19 protein-coding genes are annotated in these 19,883 nt (G+C 69.2%); 15 read left to right on the top strand and 4 right to left on the bottom strand.

The window, feature by feature from the left end; all coding sequences use genetic code 11:
• Positions 1-18: 18 nt before the first annotated feature.
• From AB8P05_RS19255 to AB8P05_RS19230, 6 genes are read left to right on the top strand one after another with little or no spacing between them, the layout of a single operon-like run.
• The gene (locus AB8P05_RS19255) at positions 19-663 is read left to right on the top strand and encodes a hypothetical protein (RefSeq protein ID WP_472760471.1); all 645 of its coding nucleotides are present in this window, start codon (positions 19-21) and stop codon (positions 661-663) included.
• Positions 664-703: 40 nt separating this feature from the next.
• Positions 704-2,104 carry a GAF domain-containing protein gene (locus AB8P05_RS19250; RefSeq protein WP_472760470.1) on the top strand — a complete coding sequence of 467 codons (1,401 nt, stop codon included), beginning with the start codon at positions 704-706 and terminating at the stop codon, positions 2,102-2,104.
• On the top strand, positions 2,101-3,222 hold the full coding sequence (locus tag AB8P05_RS19245) for a tetratricopeptide repeat protein (protein ID WP_472760469.1): 1,122 nt from the start codon (positions 2,101-2,103) through the stop codon (positions 3,220-3,222). Before AB8P05_RS19250 ends, AB8P05_RS19245 begins: the two co-directional genes overlap by 4 nt.
• On the top strand, positions 3,219-4,775 hold the full coding sequence (pelF, locus tag AB8P05_RS19240) for a GT4 family glycosyltransferase PelF (RefSeq protein ID WP_472760468.1): 1,557 nt from the start codon (positions 3,219-3,221) through the stop codon (positions 4,773-4,775). The genes AB8P05_RS19245 and pelF overlap by 4 nt, the downstream gene beginning before the upstream one ends.
• A gap of 1 nt (position 4,776) precedes the next feature.
• Positions 4,777-6,156, top strand: a complete 1,380-nt coding sequence (gene pelG, locus AB8P05_RS19235) for an exopolysaccharide Pel transporter PelG (protein WP_472760467.1) — start codon at positions 4,777-4,779, stop codon at positions 6,154-6,156.
• Entirely contained in the window at positions 6,153-6,617 is a 465-nt protein-coding gene (locus tag AB8P05_RS19230) for a hypothetical protein (protein ID WP_472760466.1), read from the top strand. The genes pelG and AB8P05_RS19230 overlap by 4 nt, the downstream gene beginning before the upstream one ends.
• A 22-nt stretch (positions 6,618-6,639) precedes the next feature.
• Here AB8P05_RS19230 and AB8P05_RS19225 read toward each other — a convergent pair whose 3' ends face one another.
• Together AB8P05_RS19225 and AB8P05_RS19220 are read right to left on the bottom strand one after the other, a co-directional pair.
• Complete coding sequence (locus tag AB8P05_RS19225; protein WP_472760465.1) at positions 6,640-6,999, bottom strand: carboxymuconolactone decarboxylase family protein; 360 nt, start codon at positions 6,997-6,999, stop codon at positions 6,640-6,642.
• Between the two features lie 28 nt (positions 7,000-7,027).
• On the bottom strand, positions 7,028-7,231 hold the full coding sequence (locus AB8P05_RS19220) for a YgaP family membrane protein (protein ID WP_108547940.1): 204 nt from the start codon (positions 7,229-7,231) through the stop codon (positions 7,028-7,030).
• Between the two features lie 128 nt (positions 7,232-7,359).
• On the opposite strand from AB8P05_RS19220, the gene AB8P05_RS19215 reads away from it, so the two are divergent.
• Both AB8P05_RS19215 and AB8P05_RS19210 read left to right on the top strand, forming a co-directional pair.
• Positions 7,360-8,403 carry an efflux RND transporter periplasmic adaptor subunit gene (locus AB8P05_RS19215; protein ID WP_472760464.1) on the top strand — a complete coding sequence of 348 codons (1,044 nt, stop codon included), beginning with the start codon at positions 7,360-7,362 and terminating at the stop codon, positions 8,401-8,403.
• A complete protein-coding gene (locus AB8P05_RS19210) occupies positions 8,400-11,645 on the top strand; it encodes an efflux RND transporter permease subunit (RefSeq protein WP_472760463.1) in 3,246 nt (1,081 codons plus the stop codon). Before AB8P05_RS19215 ends, AB8P05_RS19210 begins: the two co-directional genes overlap by 4 nt.
• A 42-nt stretch (positions 11,646-11,687) precedes the next feature.
• Here the strand turns inward: AB8P05_RS19210 and AB8P05_RS19205 are convergent, their stop codons facing one another.
• Positions 11,688-12,635: a LysR substrate-binding domain-containing protein gene (locus AB8P05_RS19205; RefSeq protein ID WP_472760697.1), complete on the bottom strand. Its 948-nt coding sequence runs from the start codon at positions 12,633-12,635 to the stop codon at positions 11,688-11,690.
• A gap of 207 nt (positions 12,636-12,842) precedes the next feature.
• Between AB8P05_RS19205 and AB8P05_RS19200 the strand changes: the two genes are divergently transcribed.
• The 7 genes from AB8P05_RS19200 (at position 12,843) to AB8P05_RS19170 (ending at position 19,264) form a co-directional block, all read left to right on the top strand.
• Positions 12,843-13,592, top strand: coding sequence for an SDR family NAD(P)-dependent oxidoreductase (locus AB8P05_RS19200; RefSeq protein WP_455174088.1), 750 nt, complete (start codon positions 12,843-12,845; stop codon positions 13,590-13,592).
• A 7-nt stretch (positions 13,593-13,599) separates the two neighbouring features.
• Positions 13,600-14,475, top strand: coding sequence for a transketolase (locus tag AB8P05_RS19195; RefSeq protein ID WP_472760462.1), 876 nt, complete (start codon positions 13,600-13,602; stop codon positions 14,473-14,475).
• Positions 14,472-15,476: a transketolase family protein gene (locus AB8P05_RS19190; protein ID WP_472760461.1), complete on the top strand. Its 1,005-nt coding sequence runs from the start codon at positions 14,472-14,474 to the stop codon at positions 15,474-15,476. The genes AB8P05_RS19195 and AB8P05_RS19190 overlap by 4 nt, the downstream gene beginning before the upstream one ends.
• Before the next feature lie 66 nt (positions 15,477-15,542).
• Positions 15,543-16,526 (top strand): TRAP transporter substrate-binding protein, encoded by a 984-nt coding sequence (locus AB8P05_RS19185; RefSeq protein ID WP_472760460.1) that lies wholly within the window; start codon positions 15,543-15,545, stop codon positions 16,524-16,526.
• Complete coding sequence (locus tag AB8P05_RS19180) at positions 16,526-17,086, top strand: TRAP transporter small permease (protein ID WP_472760459.1); 561 nt, start codon at positions 16,526-16,528, stop codon at positions 17,084-17,086. Before AB8P05_RS19185 ends, AB8P05_RS19180 begins: the two co-directional genes overlap by 1 nt.
• Entirely contained in the window at positions 17,083-18,342 is a 1,260-nt protein-coding gene (locus AB8P05_RS19175; protein WP_455174093.1) for a TRAP transporter large permease, read from the top strand. Before AB8P05_RS19180 ends, AB8P05_RS19175 begins: the two co-directional genes overlap by 4 nt.
• Before the next feature lie 34 nt (positions 18,343-18,376).
• Positions 18,377-19,264: an NAD(P)-dependent oxidoreductase gene (locus AB8P05_RS19170; RefSeq protein WP_472760458.1), complete on the top strand. Its 888-nt coding sequence runs from the start codon at positions 18,377-18,379 to the stop codon at positions 19,262-19,264.
• 22 nt (positions 19,265-19,286) lie between these two features.
• Here the strand turns inward: AB8P05_RS19170 and leuD are convergent, their stop codons facing one another.
• Complete coding sequence (leuD, locus tag AB8P05_RS19165; protein ID WP_472760457.1) at positions 19,287-19,883, bottom strand: 3-isopropylmalate dehydratase small subunit; 597 nt, start codon at positions 19,881-19,883, stop codon at positions 19,287-19,289.

Below are 19,883 nucleotides of genomic sequence, written 5' to 3'. Positions count from 1 at the left end.
AAGAAGGGAAACGCGGGAATGGGGATGCGTGACGCGATGGGGTCGAAGGGTATGGGGATGAACACCAAGGGAATGCGGGCTTTCGGCGCGCTGCTGGCGGCCGGACTGCTGCTGGCGGGCTGCAGCGTCGGGCGGATCAACAGCCGCGACTTCGCCCAGCCGGGTGCCGCGCTGCCGGCCGGCGCCACCGTCGCCGTTCTGCCGTTCGAGAACCTGACCAACCACCCCAATGCCGGCCAGATCGCCGCCGACCTCGTCTCCACCGAACTGTACGGCGTCGGCGGTGTCCGCACCGTGGAGGCCGGCCGGGTCCGCAGCCGCCTGTCGGCGCTGAAGCCGGCCGATGCCGGCCCCGCCGCCGCGACGGAGGCCGCGGCCGACGCCCCGCTCGACGCGCAGGCCGCCGGCCGGGCGCTGGCGGTGGACGCGGTTCTGGCCGGCAGCGTGTCGGAATACGGCTACCAGCACGGCCTGCGGGAAGAGCCGGTGGTCGGGCTGAACGCCCGGCTGGTCCGCGTCTCTGACGGTGCCGTCCTGTGGACCTCCAGCCAGTCGGAGGCCGGACGCGGCTATTTCAGCCGCGACAGCGTCAACAACGTCGCCCAGCGCGTGGTGACGCGCATGATCGACAGCCTGCGGCCGGTGGTCGCCGCGACACCCTGAGATCCGGTCCGACGATGAGCAGCCAGCCCCCGCCGTCACTGTGGCCGCCCCGATCCCCGCCGACGGCGCCCCCCGCCGCCGCTGGTTCGGCCTGCGCTCGGTGGCGCTGCTGGAGCTTGTGCTGTTCTTCGGCGTTGCGCTCGGGCTGGATCTCTGGTTCGGCTCCGGGCTGCGGTTCGAGGGGGTGCAGCCGCATCCCTTCTGGATCCCGGTCCTGCTGCTGGCGATCCAGTACGGCACCAACGAGGGCGTGCTCGCGGCGCTGGCCGCGTCGGTGGCGCTGCGGCTGGGCAATGTGCCGGACGCCGGCATCACCCAGGACCTGTACGACCATCTCTTCACCCTGACGCGCGAACCGATCCTGTGGCTGGTCGCCGCCGTGCTGTTCGGCGAGCTGCGCATGCGCCAGCTGCGCGAGCGGGAGGAGCTGCGCGCCGGCCTCAACGCCGCCCGGCAGGAGGCGGAAGCCATCGCCCGCTCCTACCGCGCCCTGAAATCGGTGAAGGAGAGCCTTGAGACCCGCGTCGCCGGCCAGCTGCGCACCGTCTTCACCCTCTATCAGGCCGCCAAGTCCATCGACCGGCTGGACGAGGGCGAGGTGATGCTGGGCGTCGCCGACCTCGTCCGCACCGTCATGAAGCCGGAGAAGTTCTCGCTGTTCCTCTTGAACAACGACGTGCTGGAATCGGTGACGAACGAGGGCTGGGACGACGACCACGACACCTATGCCCGCTGGTTCGACAGCGGCACCGCCCTGTTCCAGCAGGTGATCGCCCGCCAGCGGCAGGTCTGCGTCAATCGGGCGGAGGACGAGCGCATCCTGGCCGGCGAAGGCGTCCTTGCCGGCCCGCTGGTCAGCAGCGACACCGGCGAGGTGGTCGGCATGGTGAAGATCGAAAGCCTGGGCTTCACCGACCTCAGCGTCAACACGGTCGAGAATTTCCGCATCCTGTGCGAATGGATCGGCACCGCGCTGGCCAAGGCGCGCCAGTACCGCACCGCCAATGAACAGCGGGTGTTCACCGACGACGCGCTCTATTCCTCCAGCTATATCGGCCGGCAGGGCGAGTTCCTGGCCCTGCTCGGCCGCCGCATGGGGTTCGAGACCACGGCCATCACCATCCGCCCGACCGGCATCGGCCGCCTGTCCGCCGGCCAGCGGGCGGAGCTTGCCGCCGCCATCGGCGAGGCGGTGCGCGGCAGCCTGCGCGACACCGACCTCGCCTGCGATTTCGGCCAGCAGGGGACCTCCTTCGGCGTCGTGCTGGCCGGCACGCCGCTGGACGGCGCCCGACTGGTGGAGGCGAAGCTTGAACGCGCGGTCCGTCAGGCGCTGCCCGAGGCGCTGGCCGGCATCACCATCGGCTTCACCACCCGGCGGATCGAAGCGCCCGCGGATGGCCGGGTGGAGAGCCAGCCGGACGGGCAGGCGGTGCGATGAGCGCCCCGTCCCCCGCCGCTTCCGATCTGCTTGCCGGCGACCGCCCGTCCGCCGGCGTGGGCGAGCTGCTGCTGGTGGCGCCGGCCGCCGGGCTGCTCGACGCCGCCGCCGTGGCATTCGCCTTGTCGGGCCATCCCTTCGCCTTGCCGTCCGGCGCGGTTCTGCATCTGGCGCTCTGCGCCCTGGTCGGGCTGTGGGTGCGCGGGCTGGCGCGGCGCGGGCGCGACCTGCGGCTTGCCGGGCTTCTGCTGGTCACCATGGTGCCGCTCGGGCCGGTCGGCGCCGCCTGCACCGTGGCGACGGCGGCCCTGCTGGCGCTGTTCAGCCGCTATGCCACCGGTTTCCAGGACTGGTATCTCTCCCTCTTCCCCGACAGCGAGATCGGCCCGGCGCGCGAGCTGTACGAGCTGATCGTGACCGGGCGGGAGAACGCCCACCTCGCCGCCGGCGACTCCTTCACCGACGTGATGTGGATCGGCTCGCCGCAGCAGAAGCAGGCGGTGATCGCGCTCGTCGCCCGCCATTTCCGCCCCGCCTTCACGCCCGCGCTGAAGGCCGGCCTCGCCGACGCCGACCCGTCCGTCCGCGTCCAGGCCGCCACCGCCACCGCCCGGGTGGAGCATGAGTTCAACGAGCGCTGGCTGGCGCTGGACCATGCGGCGCGGGACCGGACGGAGGATGCGGACGCGCAGGCGGCGCTCGCCCGCCATCTCGACGACTACGCCTTCTGCGGCCTGCTGGACGCCAACCGCGAGGCGGAGATCCGGGAGAAGGCGCTGGAGGGCTATCGCCGCAGCCTGGAACTGACCCCCGATGACGATGGCATCCGCCTCGACCTCGGTCGGCTGCTGCTGCGCTGCGGACTGGCGGCGGAGGCGGCGGCGCGGCTGGAGCCGCTGGTCGACCGCACGCCCGACCGCCGCATCCTGTACTGGTACGCCGAGAGCCTGTTCCGGCTGGGCCGCTTTGCCGAGCTGCGCGCGCTGCCCGGCCGCCGACCCGACCTGCTGGGAGACGAGGCCGCGCTTCCCGACACGCTGCGCGACGTCTTCGCCCTTTGGCGCGACGACCCGCCATCCGGCCCGCCGGCGACCGCCGCGAAGGAGCTGGCCGCATGACCAGCCGTTCCCTGCCCGAGGCGCCTCATGCCCCCAAGGCCGACGTCTGCCTGCTGATGGAGGGATCCTATCCCTATGTCGCGGGCGGCGTGTCGACCTGGACCCATGACCTGATCCGCTCCCATGCCGACCTGACCTTCCATGTGGTGGCCCTGGTCGCCGACCGCGGTGCGCGCCGGCTGGCCTACGAGCTGCCGCCCAACGTCACCGGCCTGACCCATGTCTATCTCCAGGACCCGCCCGCCGGCTGGCGCTGGCAGCCAGGAACCGCGCGGCTGGTGGCGGCGCTGGAAAAGCCGCTCGGCCGGCTGCAGCAGGGCGGCGGGCTGGCGGAGGTGGCCGAGGTGTTGCGGCTGCTGGCGCCGCGGCGCGGCCGGGTCGGCAAGCGGGCGCTGCTGAACTCCGAGGACGCCTTCCAGATGGTGGTGCGCATGTGCAGGGCCGCCCTGCCGGACGCCTCCTTCCTCGAATATTTCTGGGGCAGCCGCGCGCTGATGAGCGGGCTGTTCGCCACGCTGCTGGTGCCGATGCCGCAGGCCTCCGTCTACCATGCGATCTCCACCGGCTATGCCGGGCTGTTCGCCGCGCGGGCGCGGCTGGAGACCGGACGGCCGGCGCTGCTGACCGAACACGGCATCTACACCAACGAGCGGCGCATCGAGATCCTGATGGCCGAATGGCTGTTCGAAGGGGGCGACACCTCCCTGGTGCTCGACCGGAAGAAGCGCGACCTGCGGGATTTGTGGTTGGACACCTTTGCCAGCTACTCCAAGGCCTGTTACGACGCCTGCGACCGCATCATCACCTTGTACGGCGGAAACCAGGAGTTCCAGCGCCGGCAGGGCGCCGATCCGGCCAAGCTGACGATCGTGCCCAACGGCATCGACTATGCCGGCTATTCCCAGGTCCGGCGCGATCCGGAGCCGCGCCCGCCGACCATCGCGCTGATCGGCCGCGTCGTGCCGATCAAGGACGTGAAGACCTACATCCGCGCGGCCGCCATCCTGCGCGAGGACATCCCCGACCTGAAGGCGATGATCCTCGGCCCGCTGGAGGAGGATCCCGGCTATGTCGAGGAATGCCGCACCATCGTGGCGCATCTGGGGCTGGAGCGGACGGTGATCTTCGCCGGCCGGGTCAAGCTGACCGACTGGCTGGGCAAGGTCGACGCCATCGCGCTGACCAGCGTCAGCGAGGCGCAGCCGCTGGTGATCCTGGAGGCCGGGGCGTCCGGCGTGCCGACGGTGGCGACCGACGTGGGATCCTGTTCCGAATTGCTGCTGGGCCGCCCGGACGAAGATCCGCCGCTGGGGCCGGGCGGGGCGGTGACGCCGCTGGCAAGCCCGCTCGACACCGCACGGGAGCTGCGGGCGCTGCTGCTCGACCGCCCATGGCGCGAGCGCTGCGCCCAGGCCATCGCCCGCCGCGTCGCCCAGTCCTACGACAAGGTCGCCATCGACCGCATCTACCGCGCCATCTATGACGAGCACATCGCCATGCCGACCCGGCCGACGCTTGAGCAGCCCGATTTCCAGCTGAGCGGGGCGGCCTGAGATGGCCGGCATCGGCTTCGCGCTCCGCCGGCTGGCCCGGCGCGACGACCTGCTGGGCGTGCTGCAGGGCTATGCCCATTCCGCCTTCATCACGTCGGGCCCGTGGATGTTCACCATCCTGGCGCTGGCCGGCATCACCCTGATCGGCCGCGATCTGGTGGGGGTGGAGCAGCTGACGCTGTTCCGCGTGGTGGTGATCTACAATTTCTGCTTCTCGGTGGTCTTCACCGGGCCGCTGGTGATGGTCGCCACCCGCTATCTTGCCGACGCCATCTATGCCAAGGAGGTGGAGGCCGCACCCGGCATGCTGCTGGCGACGCTGGGGCTTGCCTACGCCATCGCCGCGCTGACCGCCGGCCCCTTCTATCCGCTGTTCAGCGGGCTGCCGCTGCCGGTGATGCTGGGCGGGCTGGCGAACTTCTTCCTGGTCTGCGGCATCTGGGTGGTGTCGATCTTCCTGTCGGCGCTGAAGGACTATCTGGCCGTCACCGTCGCCTTCGGCGTCGGCATGGCGGTGGGCATGGCCGCCACGCTGCTGCTGGGCGACCGCTATGGCGCCGCCGGCATGGTCTGGGGCTTTTCCGCCGGGCTGGCGGCGATCCAGTTCGGGCTGATCGCGCGCGTGCTTGCCGAATATCCCTATCCCGTCGGCCGGCTGTTCGACTTCCTGTCCTACTTCCGGCGCTATTGGGACCTGGCATTGATCGGGCTGACCGCCAACGCCGCCGTGTGGGCCGACAAATGGATCATGTGGTTCGTGCCGGAACGCGAGATCGTCTCCGGCGCCATGGCGATCTACAGCGCCTATGACGGCGCCATGTTCGTCGCCTATCTGACGACGCTGCCGGCGCTGACCCTGTTCACGGTGAACATCGAGACCCGCTTCTTCGAGCATTACCAGGGCTTCTACCGCGACATCCAGAAGCACGCGACCTTCGACCAGATCGCCCGCAACCATCGCGCCATCATCGCCGCCCTGCTGGACAGCAGCCGCAATCTGGTGATCCTGCAAGGCGCGGTCTGCGCCGTCTGCATCTTCCTGGCTCCCGCCATCGTCGGCGCCATCGGCCTGCAGTACCAGCAGATCGGCATGTTCCGCTTCGGCGTGCTGGGCGCCTTCTTCCAGGTGCTGTTCCTGTTCTGCACGGTGATCCTGGCCTATTTCGACCTGCGGGCGCGGAACCTGACGGCGCAGCTGGTCTATCTGGCCGCCAATGCCGGCTTCACCCTGCTGTTCAGCCGGATGGGCTTCCCGTGGTACGGATACGGCTATTTCCTCAGCTCGCTGATCGCCTTCGCGGTCGCCTATCTGATGGTGGCGGACGCGGTGCGCCGTCTGCCCTATTTCGCCTTCGTCGCCAACAACCCGTCGGTGCGATGACCCGCCGCCCTGTCACCGTCCTGCTGCTGGCCACCCTCCTGCTTCCGCTGTCCGCCGGAGCGCAGGAGGTGCTGCCCACCGACCGCACCGATCCCGGCCACCTGCGCCCGCCCTTCCGCGCCTACGAGCCCCCGCCGCCGGGCCACGAGCCGCGCCCGCGCCGCACCGAGAGCCGCCGCGTCTACGGCCTGCCGCAAGGACTGAAGGGGCTTGCCACCCTCGACCGCACCCTGTCGCACCTGTGCCGGCGCGGCGCCTTCCTGCAGGAGATCGACGGCCTTTATTGGGCGGCGACGCCGGATTACCGGTATGGCGTCGCCTTTTCCGGCGGCGCCAATCTGGTCGATCCGCAGAACCGGCGCCAGCCCGGCAAGGTCTATTTCTTCCGCAACCAGGACAGCCGCTGCAGCGTCTGGGTCGGCGATCAGGCGAAGCTGATGCCGCACTATATCGGCGGCTGATTGCGACACCTGCCTGCCGCTGTCAGGCCGTGACCTTGGCCTTTTCCGTGAACTGGTCATAGGCTTCCAGCGCTTGCGCCGCATACATGACGGAGGGGCCGGCGCCCATGTAGACGGCCATGCCCATGGTCTCCATCACCTCCTCGCGGGTGGCGCCCTGCTTCACCGCCGCTTCGGCGTGGAAGGCGACGCAGCCGTCGCAGCGGATGGCGACGGCGATGGCCAGCGCGATCAGCTCCTTCGTCTTGGTGTCGAGCGCGTTCGCCTTCAGCGCCGCCTGGGCGATGCCGGAAAACGCCTTCATCACCTCCGGCGCGCCGCCGCGCAGCTCGCGGATGGCGCCGGACAGCTCGACCGTCATGTCGGGCCAGTTCTTGTGCATGATCTTTGTCCTTTGACGATTGCGGAGATCAGTTGAAGGCGCAGCCGGGGCGGGCGCCGGCCTTCTTCAGGACGATGGCCAGCGGGCAGAAGCCGGTGAAGGCGGCCTGCAGCATGTTCGCGCCGACGAAGGCGGGCAGCCACAGCCACGCCATGCTGTGAAGCTGCGACAGGGCGAGGCCGGCCAGGATGACGGTCCCGGCGAAGGCCATGACGATGCGGTCGATGTTCATGTGTCCACTCCGGTGAAGGGGGCGCCGTCCGTCCGGCGACCGCCAATGCATTCGTTGACGCTAAATTAGATTTATCTTATTAAATGGTCAAGCGTCAAACCGAGAGCCATAGGCCAGGGCTTCCCATCATGAGCACCCGCATCGCCGCCTTCCCGGCGCTTTCCATTCTAGCCGCCCTGCTGTGTTGCCTTGCCGCCCCGCTTTCGGCGGAGGAGGGCGTGTTGACCGTCGAAAGCCGGCCTGTCCAGGACCTGAAGGCCGTGTTCGCCACGGTGGACAGCGTCCGTCAGGCCAAGGCGCGGGCGCGGATCGGCGGCACGCTGTCCGGCCTGACGGTGCGCGAAGGCGACCGGGTCGAGGTGGGGCAGGTGATCGCCACCGTCAGCGACCCCAAGCTGCCCTTGCAGATCGCGGCGCTGGACGCCCGCCTGCAGTCGCTTCAGGCGCAGCAGCGTCAGGCGGAGATCGAGCTGGACCGCGCCCGCCAGTTGCGCGCCACCGGGATCGGCAGCCAGCAGAAGCTCGACGACGCGACGACCGCGCTCGACGTGGTGCGCGCCCAGATGGCGGCCATGAAGGCCGACCGCGCCGTGGTCGAACAGCAGCTTCGCGAAGGGAGCGTGCTGGCCCCTGCGGCCGGCCGGGTGCTGCAGGTGCCGCTGGTCGACGGCGTCGTGGTGCTGCCGGGGGAGGCGGTGGCGACCATCGCCACGGAAAGCTACGTGCTGCGCCTGCGCCTGCCCGAACGGCATGCCCGCTTCATGAAGCAGGGCGACCCGGTGCTGGTCGGCGCCCGCGGCCTCGCTCCGGAAGCCAACCCTGGTCTGGCGGCCGGCCCCGCCCGCGGAACGGTGCGCCGGGTCTATCCGGAACTGGAGGACGGGCAGGTGGTGGCGGATGCCGAAGTCCCCGGCCTCGGCGACTATTTCGTGGGCGAGCGGGTGCGGGTTCTGGTCGCCACCGGCAGCCGCGAGGCGATCCTGATCCCACCGGACTATCTGGGACGGCGGCTGGGCCTGGACGTGGTGCGCCTCGCCGACGGGGCGGAGATCCCGGTGCAGGCCGGGCGGCCGGTGCCGGGTGACGGCTCCGACACTGGTTCCGGCGCCGTGGAGATCCTGTCCGGCCTGCGCCCCGGCGACGTGATCGTCAAGGCGGGGGCGGCACGATGAGGCTGGGCTTGTCCGGCTGGCTGACGCGGACCTTCATCCGCTCGCCGCTGACCCCTCTGCTGCTCCTGGCCTCGCTGGTGGTCGGGACGGTCGCCCTGCTGTCCCTCCCGCGCGAGGAGGAGCCGCAGATCAGCGTGCCGATGGTCGATGTCCATGTCCGCGCCGACGGGTTGCGCGCCGACGACGCGGTGGAGCTGGTGACCAAGCCGCTGGAGGAGATCGTCAAGGCGATCGACGGCGTCGAGCATGTCTATAGCCAGACGGTGGATGACGGCGCCGTGGTGACGGCGCGTTTCGTCGTCGGCACGCCCTCCGACAACGCCATCCTGCGCGTGCATGAGAAGCTGCGCGCCAATTACGACCGCATGCCGCTCGGCATTCCGGAACCGCTGGTCGTCGGCCGCGGCATCGACGACGTGGCGATCCTGACGCTGACGCTCTTTCCCCGCTCGCAAGCGGCGGCCCGCTGGGACGACAACGCGCTGTGGACGGCGGCCGACCGCATGCTGGCCGAGCTGGTGAAGACCGACGATGTCGGCCTGACCTACATCGTCGGCGGCCGGCCTGACCAGATCCGGGTGGAGCCCGATCCGGAACGTCTGGCGCTGGCCGGCGTCACGCTGAATCAGCTGGTCGAGAAGGTGAAGAACGCCAACCGCTCCTTCCAGGTCGGGCAGCTGCGCTCGCGCGGCGGCAGCCTGCCGGCGGTGGCCGGCCAGACCCTGCAGGGCATTCCCGACATCGGCCTGCTGCTGCTGACCACGCGCGACGGGCGCCCGGTCTATGTGAAGGACGTCGCCGACGTGATCGTCGGCGCCCGGCCGGAAGAGGCGCGGGCCTGGCACATGGCGCCGGACGGCAAGGGCGGGCTGACCCGCGTGCCGGCGGTGACTATCGCCGTTGCCAAGCGGGCGGGGGCCAACGCCGTGGTCATCGCCGACCATGTGCTGGACCGCCTGCACGCCCTGCGCGCCGCCGGGCTGCCGAAGGACTTGGAGGTCGCCGTCACCCGGAACTATGGCGAGACGGCGGACGAGAAGGTGGACGAGCTGCTGTTCCATCTGGCGCTCGCCACCCTGTCCATCGTGCTGCTGGTGGCTGCGGCCATCGGCTGGCGCGAGGGGGCGGTGGTTTTCGTCGTCATCCCCACCACGATCCTGCTGACCATGTTCGCGTCCTGGGCGATGGGCTACACCATCAACCGCGTCAGCCTGTTCGCGCTGATCTTCTCCATCGGCATCCTGGTGGACGACGCCATCGTGGTGGTCGAGAACATCGACCGCCACTGGTCGATGCGCGACGGCCGCTCGCGCATCCAGTCCGCCATCGAGGCGGTGGCGGAGGTCGGCAACCCCACCATCGTCGCCACCCTGACGGTGGTCGCCGCCCTGCTGCCGATGATGTTCGTCTCCGGCCTGATGGGGCCGTACATGAGCCCTATCCCGGCCAACGCCTCCGCCGCCATGCTCTTCAGCTTCTTCGTCGCCATGGTGCTGACGCCCTGGCTGATGGTGAAGCTGCGCCGCGGCGAGATGCCGCCCGCGCATGGCGATCATGGCAGCGTTGAGGGCCATGGCGGGCGTCTCGGCCGGCTCTATCTGGCGGCGGCGCGGCCGGTGGTGCGCAGCCGGCGGTCGGCCTGGGTCTTCCTGCTGGCGGTGGGCGTCGCCACGCTGGCCTCGCTCGTCCTGTTCTACAGCAAGGACGTGACGGTCAAGCTGCTGCCCTTCGACAACAAGTCGGAGCTTCAGGTGGTCATCGACCTGCCGGAGGGCGCCTCGCTGGAGGATACGGAGCGCGCGCTGTTCGCCGCCGCCGACCGCATCGCCGGCCTGCCCGAGCTGACCGGCATCCAGGCCTATGCCGGCACGGCGTCTCCCTTCAACTTCAACGGTCTGGTGCGCCATTCCTACCTGCGCCGCCAGCCGGCCCAGGGCGATCTGCAGGTCACTCTGGCACCCCGGGCGGAGCGTGCGCGCGCCAGCCACAATGTGGCGATCGACCTGCGCCGGCGCCTTGCCGCCGTGCCCTTCCCCGCAGGCACCGTGGTGAAGGTGGTGGAGGTTCCGCCGGGGCCGCCCGTGCTGTCCACGCTGCTGGCCGAGGTCTACGGCCCGGATGCCGAGACCCGCCGCGAGACCGCGCGTCTGGTGCGGGAGGCGTTCCGGCGGGTGGACTTCGTCGTTGACATCGACGGCACCGTCCGCCAGCCGGGGGAGCGCCTGCGCTTCGCGCTCGACCATGGCAATCTGGAATTCTTCGGCGTGGAGGAGCAGGCGGTCTACGACACGCTCCAGGCGCTGATCGGCGGGGTGCCGGTCGGCTATTCCCATCGCGGCGCCGGCCGGCTGCCGATGGAGATCTCCGTCCGTCTGCCGAAATCGGACCTGTTCCTGTCGGAGCGCGTGCTGGCCACGCCGGTGCCCGGCCGGCGCGGGTCGGTGGAGCTGGGCAACCTCGTCACCATGACCAGGGAGCCCGCCTCCTTCACCGTCTTCCGCCGCGACGGGCGCTTTGCGGAGATGGTGCAGGCGGAGCTGGCCGGCAGCTTCGAGGCGCCGATCTACGGCATGCTGGCGGTGCAGGACCGTTTGTCGGAGATCGACCGGCGCGCCATCGGGCTGGACCGCCCGCCGGAGGTCAGGCTGCACGGCCAGCCGGCGGACGAAACCCGGCCCAGCATCCTGTGGGACGGCGAATGGGAGATCACCTATGTCACCTTCCGCGACATGGGGGCGGCCTTCGCCGTCGCCATCCTCGGCATCTATCTGCTGGTGGTGGCCCAGTTCGGCAGCTTCAAGCTGCCGCTGGTCATCCTGGTGCCGGTGCCGCTGACGCTGATCGGCATCCTGATCGGCCACTGGCTGTTCGCCGCACCCTTCACCGCCACCTCGATGATCGGCTTCATCGCGCTGGCCGGGATCATCGTCCGCAACTCCATCCTGCTGGTCGATTTCATCCGGCATCTGCGGGAGGACCATGTGCAGGAGGGCGGCCGTCCGATCCGCGACATCGTGCTGGAGGCCGGGGCGATCCGTTTCAAGCCGATCCTGCTGACGGCCCTTGCCGCGATGATCGGGGCGGCCTTCATCCTGACCGATCCGATCTTCCAGGGGCTGGCGATCTCCATGCTGTTCGGGCTTGCCAGCTCCACCCTGCTGACCGTGCTGGTCATCCCCGCCATCTACGTCGCGCTGCGCGGCGGCACCCCGTCCTCGGCCTCAACCCCGCCACCGGCATGATCGAGCCGAAGCTGTACGGCTGACCGGCGCCTGCGCCCGGTGTCAGTCCCCCGCGGCGGGCGTTCCGAGCGAGGCGAGATACTGGTCCTCCCACCGGCGGCAGGCATCCAGTTCGCCGAACAGCCATTGGCGGAACAGCCGGATCTTCGGCAGCTCGGCGGTCGATTTCAGCGTCACGAAGCCATGCCCCTGCGCCCGCAGGCCGCGGGTGGGGAAGGGGACGACCAACTGGCCGGACTGAAGCTCCTGCCGGGCGAGCAGCAGGCTGTCCAGGCACACCCCCATGCCGTTCACCGCCGCGTTGATCGCCATGAAGGAGCGGTCGAAACGCAGGCCGCGGTCCATGTCCAGCTGCACGCCGCGATGACGGCGCGCCCAGTCGCGCCAGCCGACGATGTTGACCTCCGAATGGATCAGGATATGGCGGCTGAGATCCTTCGGCTCCCGGATCGGGACCAGCCCGTTCGCCAGCGCCGGCGAGCACATCGGCACGATGACGTCCTCCGGGAACTGCTCCAGCATGCAGCCGGCCGGCGGTGGGCCGGGGTTGTAGCGGATGTCGACGTCGACCGCCCCCGTCGTCAGGTCGATGGGCGAGACCGAGGCCTGCAGCCGGATGTCGATGGCGGGGTGCAGCGCCTTCACCCGGTTCAGCCGCGGCATCAGCCATTGGGTGGCGAAGCTGGGCATCGAGCGGACGGTGAGGATCTCGGTGCCGCTGCCGGACGTGGTGACGTTGCGGACGGCGGTCTCCATCCGGGCGAAGGCGCCGATGATCTCGGTGGCGAAGCTGCGCCCGGCATCGGTCAGGGCGACCGAGCGGTGAACACGATGGAACAGCGGCAAGCCAAGCTGTTCCTCCAAGATTTTCACCTGATGGCTGATCGCCGACGGCGTCAGCCCGAGATCCTCCGCCGCAGTCGCGAAGGAACCCAGCCGCGCAGCGGCCTCGAACGCCTGCAAAGCCTTGATCGAGACCCGTTTCCGCATCGCGCCATTCACATGAATTCCGCTCATCAATGAGCAATCTTATTCGTTTGTCGAATTCATCTCAAGACCATAGGATCACCTCAATCATCGGCTGAACGAATCATCGTCGGCCGCAGCGAAATCACCACAACCGAGCGAAACCGTCGCTCCGCCCGCGGCATGCCTTTGGCCGCCACGGCGGAGCCTGCTTCGACAAAGGGAGCGAGCATGCTGCTGTCCAACAAGGTCTGCGTGATCACCGGTGCCGCGTCGCGTCGCGGCATCGGCCGGGCGACCGCAAGGCTCTTCGCGCTGCATGGCGGGCGCGCGATCATCCTGGACCTCGACGGCGCCCAGGCGGCCGAAGCCGCCGCCGAACTGGGCGAGGCGCATCGCGGCTACGCCTGCGACGTGACCGACCGCGACGCCTGCTTTGCCGCCGCGAACCGCGTGGTCGAGGAGTTCGGCCGCATCGACGTGCTGGTCAACAATGCCGGCATCACCCAGCCGCTGAAGTTCATGGACATCGGCCCGAAGAACTACGAGGCGGTGACCGACGTCAGCCTGCGCGGCACGCTGTACATGAGCCAAGGTGTCGTCCCCCACATGCGGGAGCGCAAGTCCGGCTCCATCGTCTGCATCTCGTCCGTCTCGGCGCAGCGCGGCGGCGGCATCTTCGGCGGCCCGCACTACAGCGCGGCCAAGGCCGGCGTGCTGGGCCTCGCCAAGGCGATGGCGCGCGAACTGGGGCCGGACAATGTCCGCGTCAACTCGGTGACGCCCGGCCTGATCCAGACCGACATCACCGGCGGCAAGCTGACCGACGAGCTGCGGGCGGAAATCCTGAAGGGCATCCCGCTGAACCGTCTGGGCGACGCCGAGGATGTGGCCCGCTCCTGCCTGTTCCTGGCGTCGGAGCTGTCCTCCTACATCACCGGCGCCACGCTCGACGTCAACGGCGGCATGCTGATCCACTGATCCCGAAATGCTGGAGACACCTCCCGTGGACACCGCACTCGACACCACCCCGCTGGGGCACAATGTGCCGCTGGCCGAACGCGCCTACCGCATCCGCCGCAACGCCCTGCTGATGGGCGAGGTGCAGGGGCAGGGCTATATCGGTCAGGCGCTCGACATCGCCGACGTTCTGGCGGTCTCCTACTTCCACGCCATGAAATACCGGCCCGAGGACCCGCATTGGGAGGAGCGCGACCGCTTCCTGCTGTCCAACGGCCATTACGCCATCGCGCTGTACGCCGCATTGATCGAGGCCGGCATCATCCCGGCGGAGGAGCTGGAGACCTACGGCAGCGACGACAGCCGCCTGCCGATGTCGGGCATGGCCAGCTACACGCCGGGCATGGAGATGTCGGGCGGCTCGCTCGGCCTCGGCCTCGGCATCGCGGTCGGCATCGGGCTGGGGCTGAAGCGCAAGAACTCGGCGAGCCGCGTCTACACCCTGTTCTCCGACGGTGAGCTGGACGAGGGGTCGGTGTGGGAAGCCATCATGTCGGCCGCCCATTACAAGCTCGACAACCTGATCGCCATCGTCGACGTCAACAACCAGCAGGCCGACGGCCCGTCCACCCAGGTGATGGCGTTCGAGCCGCTGGTGGACAAGCTGGAAGCCTTCGGTTGGTTCGTTCAGCGGGTGGACGGCAACGACATGGACGCGGTGGTCGCCGCCTTCGACGCCGCCAAGTCGCACCCCGAGGCCAAGCCGCGGATGATCGTCTGCGACACCAAGATGGGCAAGGGCGTGCCCTTCCTCGAAGCCCGCGAAAAGAACCACTTCATCCGCGTCGACGCGCACGAATGGCAGCTGGCGCTCGATGCGCTCGACGCCGGGAGGACCGCATGAGCACCGCTGCAAACACCACTGCGAAGCCGCGCCTGAAGACCTCCGCCATGATCGCCTCGATCGCGGCGGAAGGGCAGCGGACCAAGCCGGCCCCGTTCGGCCATGCGCTGGTCGAACTGGCGAAGCAGCGGCCAGAGATCGTCGGCATGACCGCCGACCTCGCCAAATACACCGACCTGCACATCTTCGCCCAGGCCTATCCCGACCGCTTCTATCAGATGGGCATGGCCGAGCAGCTGCTGATGGGGGCGGCGTCCGGCATGGCGCATGAGGGCATGATGCCCTTCGTCACCACCTACGCCGTCTTCGCCTCGCGCCGGGCCTACGATTTCGTCCACCAGACGATCGCGGAGGAGAACCGCAACGTCAAGATCGCCTGCGCCCTGCCGGGCCTGACCTCCGGCTACGGCCCCAGCCATCAGGCGGCCGAGGATCTGGCGCTGATGCGCGCCATGCCGAACATGGTGGTGCTCGATCCCTGCGACGCCCACGAGATCGAGCAGGTGGTGCCCGCCATGGCCGCGCATAACGGCCCGGTCTACATGCGGCTGCTGCGCGGCAACGTCCCGCTGGTGCTGGACGAGTACGACTACAAGTTCGAACTCGGCAAGGCCAAGCTGCTGCGCGACGGCCCGGAGGTGCTGGTCATCTCGTCCGGCATCATGACGATGCGGGCACTGGAGGTGGCGCAGCGGCTGGAGGCCGACAAGGTCGGCGTCGCCGTGCTGCACGTCCCCACCATCAAGCCGCTCGACACCGAGACCATCCTGCGCGAAGCCGCGCGCACCGGCCGCATGGTGGTGGTGGCGGAGAACCACACCGTCATCGGCGGGCTGGGCGAGGCGGTGGCCGGCACCCTGCTGCGCGCCGGCGTCGCCCCCGTTTTCCGCCAGATCGGCCTGCCCGACGAGTTCCTGAAGGCCGGCGCCCTGCCGACCCTGCACGACCTCTACGGCATCTCCACCGACGCCATGGTGGCCAGCATCAAGGGCTGGCTCTAAGACGGCCGTTCGTCCGACCCGATCACACCCGCTCAACCAACAAACGCCCATAGGGAGAGGAATCCGATGAAGAAGCTGCTCTTGTCGCTGGTGGTGGGCACCGCCCTGGTCGCGTCGCCGGCCGCCTGGGCCCAGCAGGTCCTGCGCTTGGCCCACAACGCGGCCCCCGGCAACCCGAAGGCGGAGGCGTCGCTGAAGTTCGCGGAACTCGTCGCCCAGAAGACCGACGGGCGGGTGAAGGTCGAGGTCGGCGGCAGCGCCCAGTATGGCGACGATGTGGAGGCGCTGACCAGCATGCGCCTGGGCACACTGGCCTTCAGCGCCAACTCGCAGGGCACCACCTCGGGCGTCGTGCCGGACTATGCGGTGCTGGGCCTGCCCTTCCTGTTCCAGTCGCTGCCGCAGGCCTGGAAGGTGCTGGACGGCCCGGTGGCGAAGAAGCTGGACGATGCGTCGAAGACCAAGGGTCTGGTGCTGCTGGCGATGTGGGACAACGGCATCCGCCATGTCTCCAACAACGTCCGCCCGATCACCAAGCCGGAGGATCTGGCCGGCGTGAAGGTCCGTACCCCACCTGACCCGATGACGGTGGACATCTTCAAGGCGCTGGGCGCCAACCCGACGCCGCTGGCCTTCTCCGAACTCTACATCGCGCTCCAGCAGGGCGTGGTGGACGGACAGGAGAATCCGCTGATGAACATCCACTCCTCCAAGCTCTTCGAGGTGCAGAAATTCATCTCGCTGACCGGCCACAAGTATGAGGCGACGCCGCTGCTGGCCAGCAAGATGGTGTTCGACACCCTGTCCAAGGCCGACCAGAAAGCGGTGATGGATGCGGCGGCGGAGGCCGGCAAGCTGAACCGCGAGATGTCCGCCAAGGCCGATCAGGAGCTGCGGACGAAGATGGAAGCTGCCGGCGTGAAGTTCAACACGGTCGACCCGGCCCCCTTCGTCGCCAAGACCAAGTCCGTCTACGACAAGTGGGAGAAGCAGTTCCCTGAACTGGTCGCCCTGGTCCGCAAGGAAGCCGCGGCGGGAGCGGCGCAGTGATGACGGTGTCCCACGAGAGGGAGCATGTGGTGGCGGGACTTCCCGCCACCCTTCTCCAGGCGGCCGACGGCGCGATTTCCGTCGCCTCCGCCGCCGCATCGATCCTGTCGCTGGTCGTGCTGTTCCTGTCGCTGGGGGCCGAGGTCGTCGTCCGCTATTTCACCACCCAGGGCATGGGCTGGCCGTCGGAGCTGCCGAACCTGCTGTTCCCCTGGCTGGTGATGGGCGGGGTGGTGCTGGCGGCGCAGAAGGGCGCGCATATCTCGGTCACCCTGCTGCTGGACATGCTTCCGCGCACTGCCGCCCGGTCGCTGCTGCTGGCGATGCAGGTGGTGGTGGCGGCGACATTTTTCTACCTCGCCTACATCGGCCTTGCCGTCATCGAGATCACGGGCAGCGAGATTTATCCGGTGACGGGGGTCAGCGCCCGCTGGGCCTATCTGTCGCTGATCGTCGGGTTCGTCGGGGTGGGGCTGACTGCCGTCACCACCTTCCTGCGCCTTCTGATCGCCGAAGATCCGCGGTCGGTCCGCGCCCATGTGTCGGAGGAAGAGATATGACCGCCATGATGATCGCCGTCTTCGGCGTCCTCCTGTTTCTCTCCTTTCCCGTGGGCTATGCGCTGGTCATCAGTTCCGGTGCCGCCGTGATGACGCTGGGCTCCGTCCCCACCGTCATCTCCGTCATCAAGCTGTTCCAGCCGACCCAGAGCTTTCCGCTGCTGGCCATTCCCTTCTTCATCCTGTCCGGCGCGCTGATGATGAGCGGCACGCTGGGCCAGAAGCTGGTGCGCTTCGCTGCCGCCCTGGTCGGGCGCTATCCCGGCGGGCTGGCGCAGGTCACCGTCGTCGGCTCCACCATCTTCGGCGGCGTGTCCGGCTCAGCGGTGGCCGAGGCGTCGGCGCTGGGCTCCATGCTGATCCCCTGGCAGAAGCGCGAGGGCTATCCGGCGGCGTTCGGCGCGGCGGCGACCGCTTCCTCGTCGGTGATCGCCGGGCTGATCCCGCCGTCGATCCCGCTGATCCTCTATGCCGCGGTGTCGAACGCCTCCATCGCCTCGCTGTTCCTCGCCGGCATCCTGCCGGGGCTGATGCTGGCCGGCGGCATGATGATCGTCTGCTACGTCAGCGGCCGCATGCGCAACTTCCCCCTGCTGAAGAGCGAGGGCGGGCTGCGGGCGCTGGGGATGGCAACCGTTGCGGCGCTGCCGGCACTGCTGATGCCGGCCTTCATCCTGGTGCTGCTGCGCTTCGGCATCGCCACCCCGACCGAGGTCAGCGTTATCGCCGTCGCCTACGCGCTGCTGGTCAGCGTGCTGATCTACCGCGACCTGACGGTGAAGCGTATTTACGCCGCGTTGCTGGGCACGGTCGTGACCACGGGCGTGGTCATGCTGGTCATCGCCGCCTCCAACCTCGTCGGCTATGTGCTGATCACCGAAGCCATCCCGAACGCGGTCGCCTCCTACGCCGAGAGCGTGCTGAAGGAGCCGTGGCTGATCATCCTGGCGATGAACCTGATCATGCTGGTGGTGGGCATGTTCCTCGACCTGCCGGCGGCGATCCTGCTGCTGGGCCCCACCTTCGTCGCGGTCGGCGGCGCCATCGGCATGGACCCGATCCAGCTCGGCATCATGATGGCCGTCAATCTCAGCATCGGCCTGTTCACGCCGCCCATCGGCACCACCCTGTTCATCTCCGCCGCCATCTCCCGCGAGCCCATCGGCGCCATCGTGCGCGAGCTGTGGCCCTTCTATCTGGTGGCGCTGATCGTGCTGGGGCTGGTGTCCTACATACCGGCGACGATCCTGTACTGAGCCGGCCATACCTCAATCCAAGGACCTTCAAACGATGACGACAGTCGGTTTCATCGGCCTCGGTTCCATGGGCATGCCCATGGCGCGCAATCTGCTGGCGAAGGGCTTCCGGGTCCGGGGCTTCGACATGCGGGCCGAAAGCGTGCAGGCGCTGGAGGCTGTGGGCGGGACGGGCGCCGCCAGCGCAGCCGCCGCGGCGGCGGGGGCGGACGCGCTGGTTCTGATGGTGGTGAATGCCGCCCAGGCCGACGCCGTCCTGTTCGCCGACGGCGCGCTGGAGGCACTGCCGGCCGGCGCGGCGGTGATCCTGATGGCGACCTGTCCGCCGGGCGCGGTCGCCGCCCTGGCGCAGCGGGTGGAGGCGGCCGGGCGCCGCTTCGTCGACGCCCCCGTCTCCGGCGGGGTGGTGGGGGCGGTCGCCGGCACGCTGTCGATCATGGCGGCGGCCCCGGCGGCGACGGTGGAGCGGGTCCGCCCGGTCCTGGCCGCCATGGGCGACAAGGTCTTCCATGTCGGCGAGACGCCGGGGCAGGGCGCCACGGTGAAGACCGTCAACCAGCTGCTCTGCGGCGTCCACATCGCCGTGGTGGCGGAAGCCTTCGCGCTGGCCGCCAAGGTCGGCGTGGATCTGAAGGTCCTGCTGGAGATCATGAGCGGGTCGTCGGCCTCCAGCTGGATGCTGAAGGACCGCGGGCCCCGCATGCTGGAGGCGGAGCCCGGCATCACCAGCGCCGTCGACATCTTCGTCAAGGATCTCGGCATCGTGCTGGAGGCCGGGCGCGACGCCAAGGCCGCCCTGCCGCTGGCCGCCGTCGCCCACCAGATGTTCCTGGCGACCTCCGGCCGCGGGGAGGGCGCGATGGACGACAGCCAGGTGATCCGCAGCTACCACGCGGTCAACGGCACGGAACTGCCGCGCTGAGACTGAGGTCCGGGAGCCTCCGTCAGGCTCCCGGCACCACCCAGGGACGGGCCTCGGCGTCGGCCCGGTCGAAGGCGTCGATGGCGTCCTGGTGGCGCAGGGTCAGCGCCACGTCGTCCAGCCCTTCGACAAGGCATTCCTTCTTGAACGGGTCGATGGCGAAGGACAGCGCCCGCCCGTCCGGACCGGTCAGGGTCTGGGCCGGCAGATCGACCGTGACGGCGGCGCCGGGGTTCTCCTGCAGCTGGCGGCGCAGCGCCGCCACCGCATCCTCCGGCAGGGTGATGGTCAGCAGGCCGTTCTTGGCGGCGTTGGCGGCGAAGATGTCGCCGAAGCTCGGCGCGACGACGCAGCGGAACCCGCCATCCACCAGCGCATAGACCGCCCCCTCCCGCGAGGACCCGCAGCCGAAATTGCGGTCGCTCACCAGGACCCGGGCGCCGGCATAGGCGGGATCGTCCAGCGGGAATCCCGGCTTGCGCTCGTCATGGAACAGGAAGTTGCCGTAGCCGGCGCTGCGCGGCTTCTTCAGGAAGCGGGCGGGCAGAAGCTGGTCGGTGTCGATGTTGGCGATGTCGAGCGGCACCGCCGGCGCGGTCAGCGTGACGAAGGGGTCCAT

The organism is Azospirillum sp. VT-I1, from assembly GCF_055698305.1.
The sequence above is the reverse complement of the archived record's forward strand: the minus strand, read 5'-3'. Positions and strand labels throughout refer to the sequence as shown.

Bases quoted from the DNA above. Each gene is read 5' to 3' on its own strand.
- AB8P05_RS19195 (WP_472760462.1), top strand. From the start codon at position 13,600: ATGCTGGAGACACCTCCCGTGGACACCGCACTCGACACCACCCCGCTG.
- AB8P05_RS19185 (WP_472760460.1), top strand. From the start codon at position 15,543: ATGAAGAAGCTGCTCTTGTCGCTGGTGGTGGGCACCGCCCTGGTCGCG.
- AB8P05_RS19200 (WP_455174088.1), top strand. From the start codon at position 12,843: ATGCTGCTGTCCAACAAGGTCTGCGTGATCACCGGTGCCGCGTCGCGT.
- AB8P05_RS19175 (WP_455174093.1), top strand. From the start codon at position 17,083: ATGACCGCCATGATGATCGCCGTCTTCGGCGTCCTCCTGTTTCTCTCC.
- AB8P05_RS19205 (WP_472760697.1), bottom strand. From the start codon at position 12,635: ATGCGGAAACGGGTCTCGATCAAGGCTTTGCAGGCGTTCGAGGCCGCT.
- AB8P05_RS19245 (WP_472760469.1), top strand. From the start codon at position 2,101: ATGAGCGCCCCGTCCCCCGCCGCTTCCGATCTGCTTGCCGGCGACCGC.
- AB8P05_RS19190 (WP_472760461.1), top strand. From the start codon at position 14,472: ATGAGCACCGCTGCAAACACCACTGCGAAGCCGCGCCTGAAGACCTCC.
- AB8P05_RS19170 (WP_472760458.1), top strand. From the start codon at position 18,377: ATGACGACAGTCGGTTTCATCGGCCTCGGTTCCATGGGCATGCCCATG.
- leuD (WP_472760457.1), bottom strand. From the start codon at position 19,883: ATGGACCCCTTCGTCACGCTGACCGCGCCGGCGGTGCCGCTCGACATC.
- AB8P05_RS19180 (WP_472760459.1), top strand. From the start codon at position 16,526: ATGACGGTGTCCCACGAGAGGGAGCATGTGGTGGCGGGACTTCCCGCC.
- AB8P05_RS19215 (WP_472760464.1), top strand. From the start codon at position 7,360: ATGAGCACCCGCATCGCCGCCTTCCCGGCGCTTTCCATTCTAGCCGCC.
- AB8P05_RS19225 (WP_472760465.1), bottom strand. From the start codon at position 6,999: ATGCACAAGAACTGGCCCGACATGACGGTCGAGCTGTCCGGCGCCATC.
- pelF (WP_472760468.1), top strand. From the start codon at position 3,219: ATGACCAGCCGTTCCCTGCCCGAGGCGCCTCATGCCCCCAAGGCCGAC.
- AB8P05_RS19210 (WP_472760463.1), top strand. From the start codon at position 8,400: ATGAGGCTGGGCTTGTCCGGCTGGCTGACGCGGACCTTCATCCGCTCG.
- AB8P05_RS19230 (WP_472760466.1), top strand. From the start codon at position 6,153: ATGACCCGCCGCCCTGTCACCGTCCTGCTGCTGGCCACCCTCCTGCTT.
- AB8P05_RS19220 (WP_108547940.1), bottom strand. From the start codon at position 7,231: ATGAACATCGACCGCATCGTCATGGCCTTCGCCGGGACCGTCATCCTG.
- pelG (WP_472760467.1), top strand. From the start codon at position 4,777: ATGGCCGGCATCGGCTTCGCGCTCCGCCGGCTGGCCCGGCGCGACGAC.
- AB8P05_RS19255 (WP_472760471.1), top strand. From the start codon at position 19: ATGGGGATGCGTGACGCGATGGGGTCGAAGGGTATGGGGATGAACACC.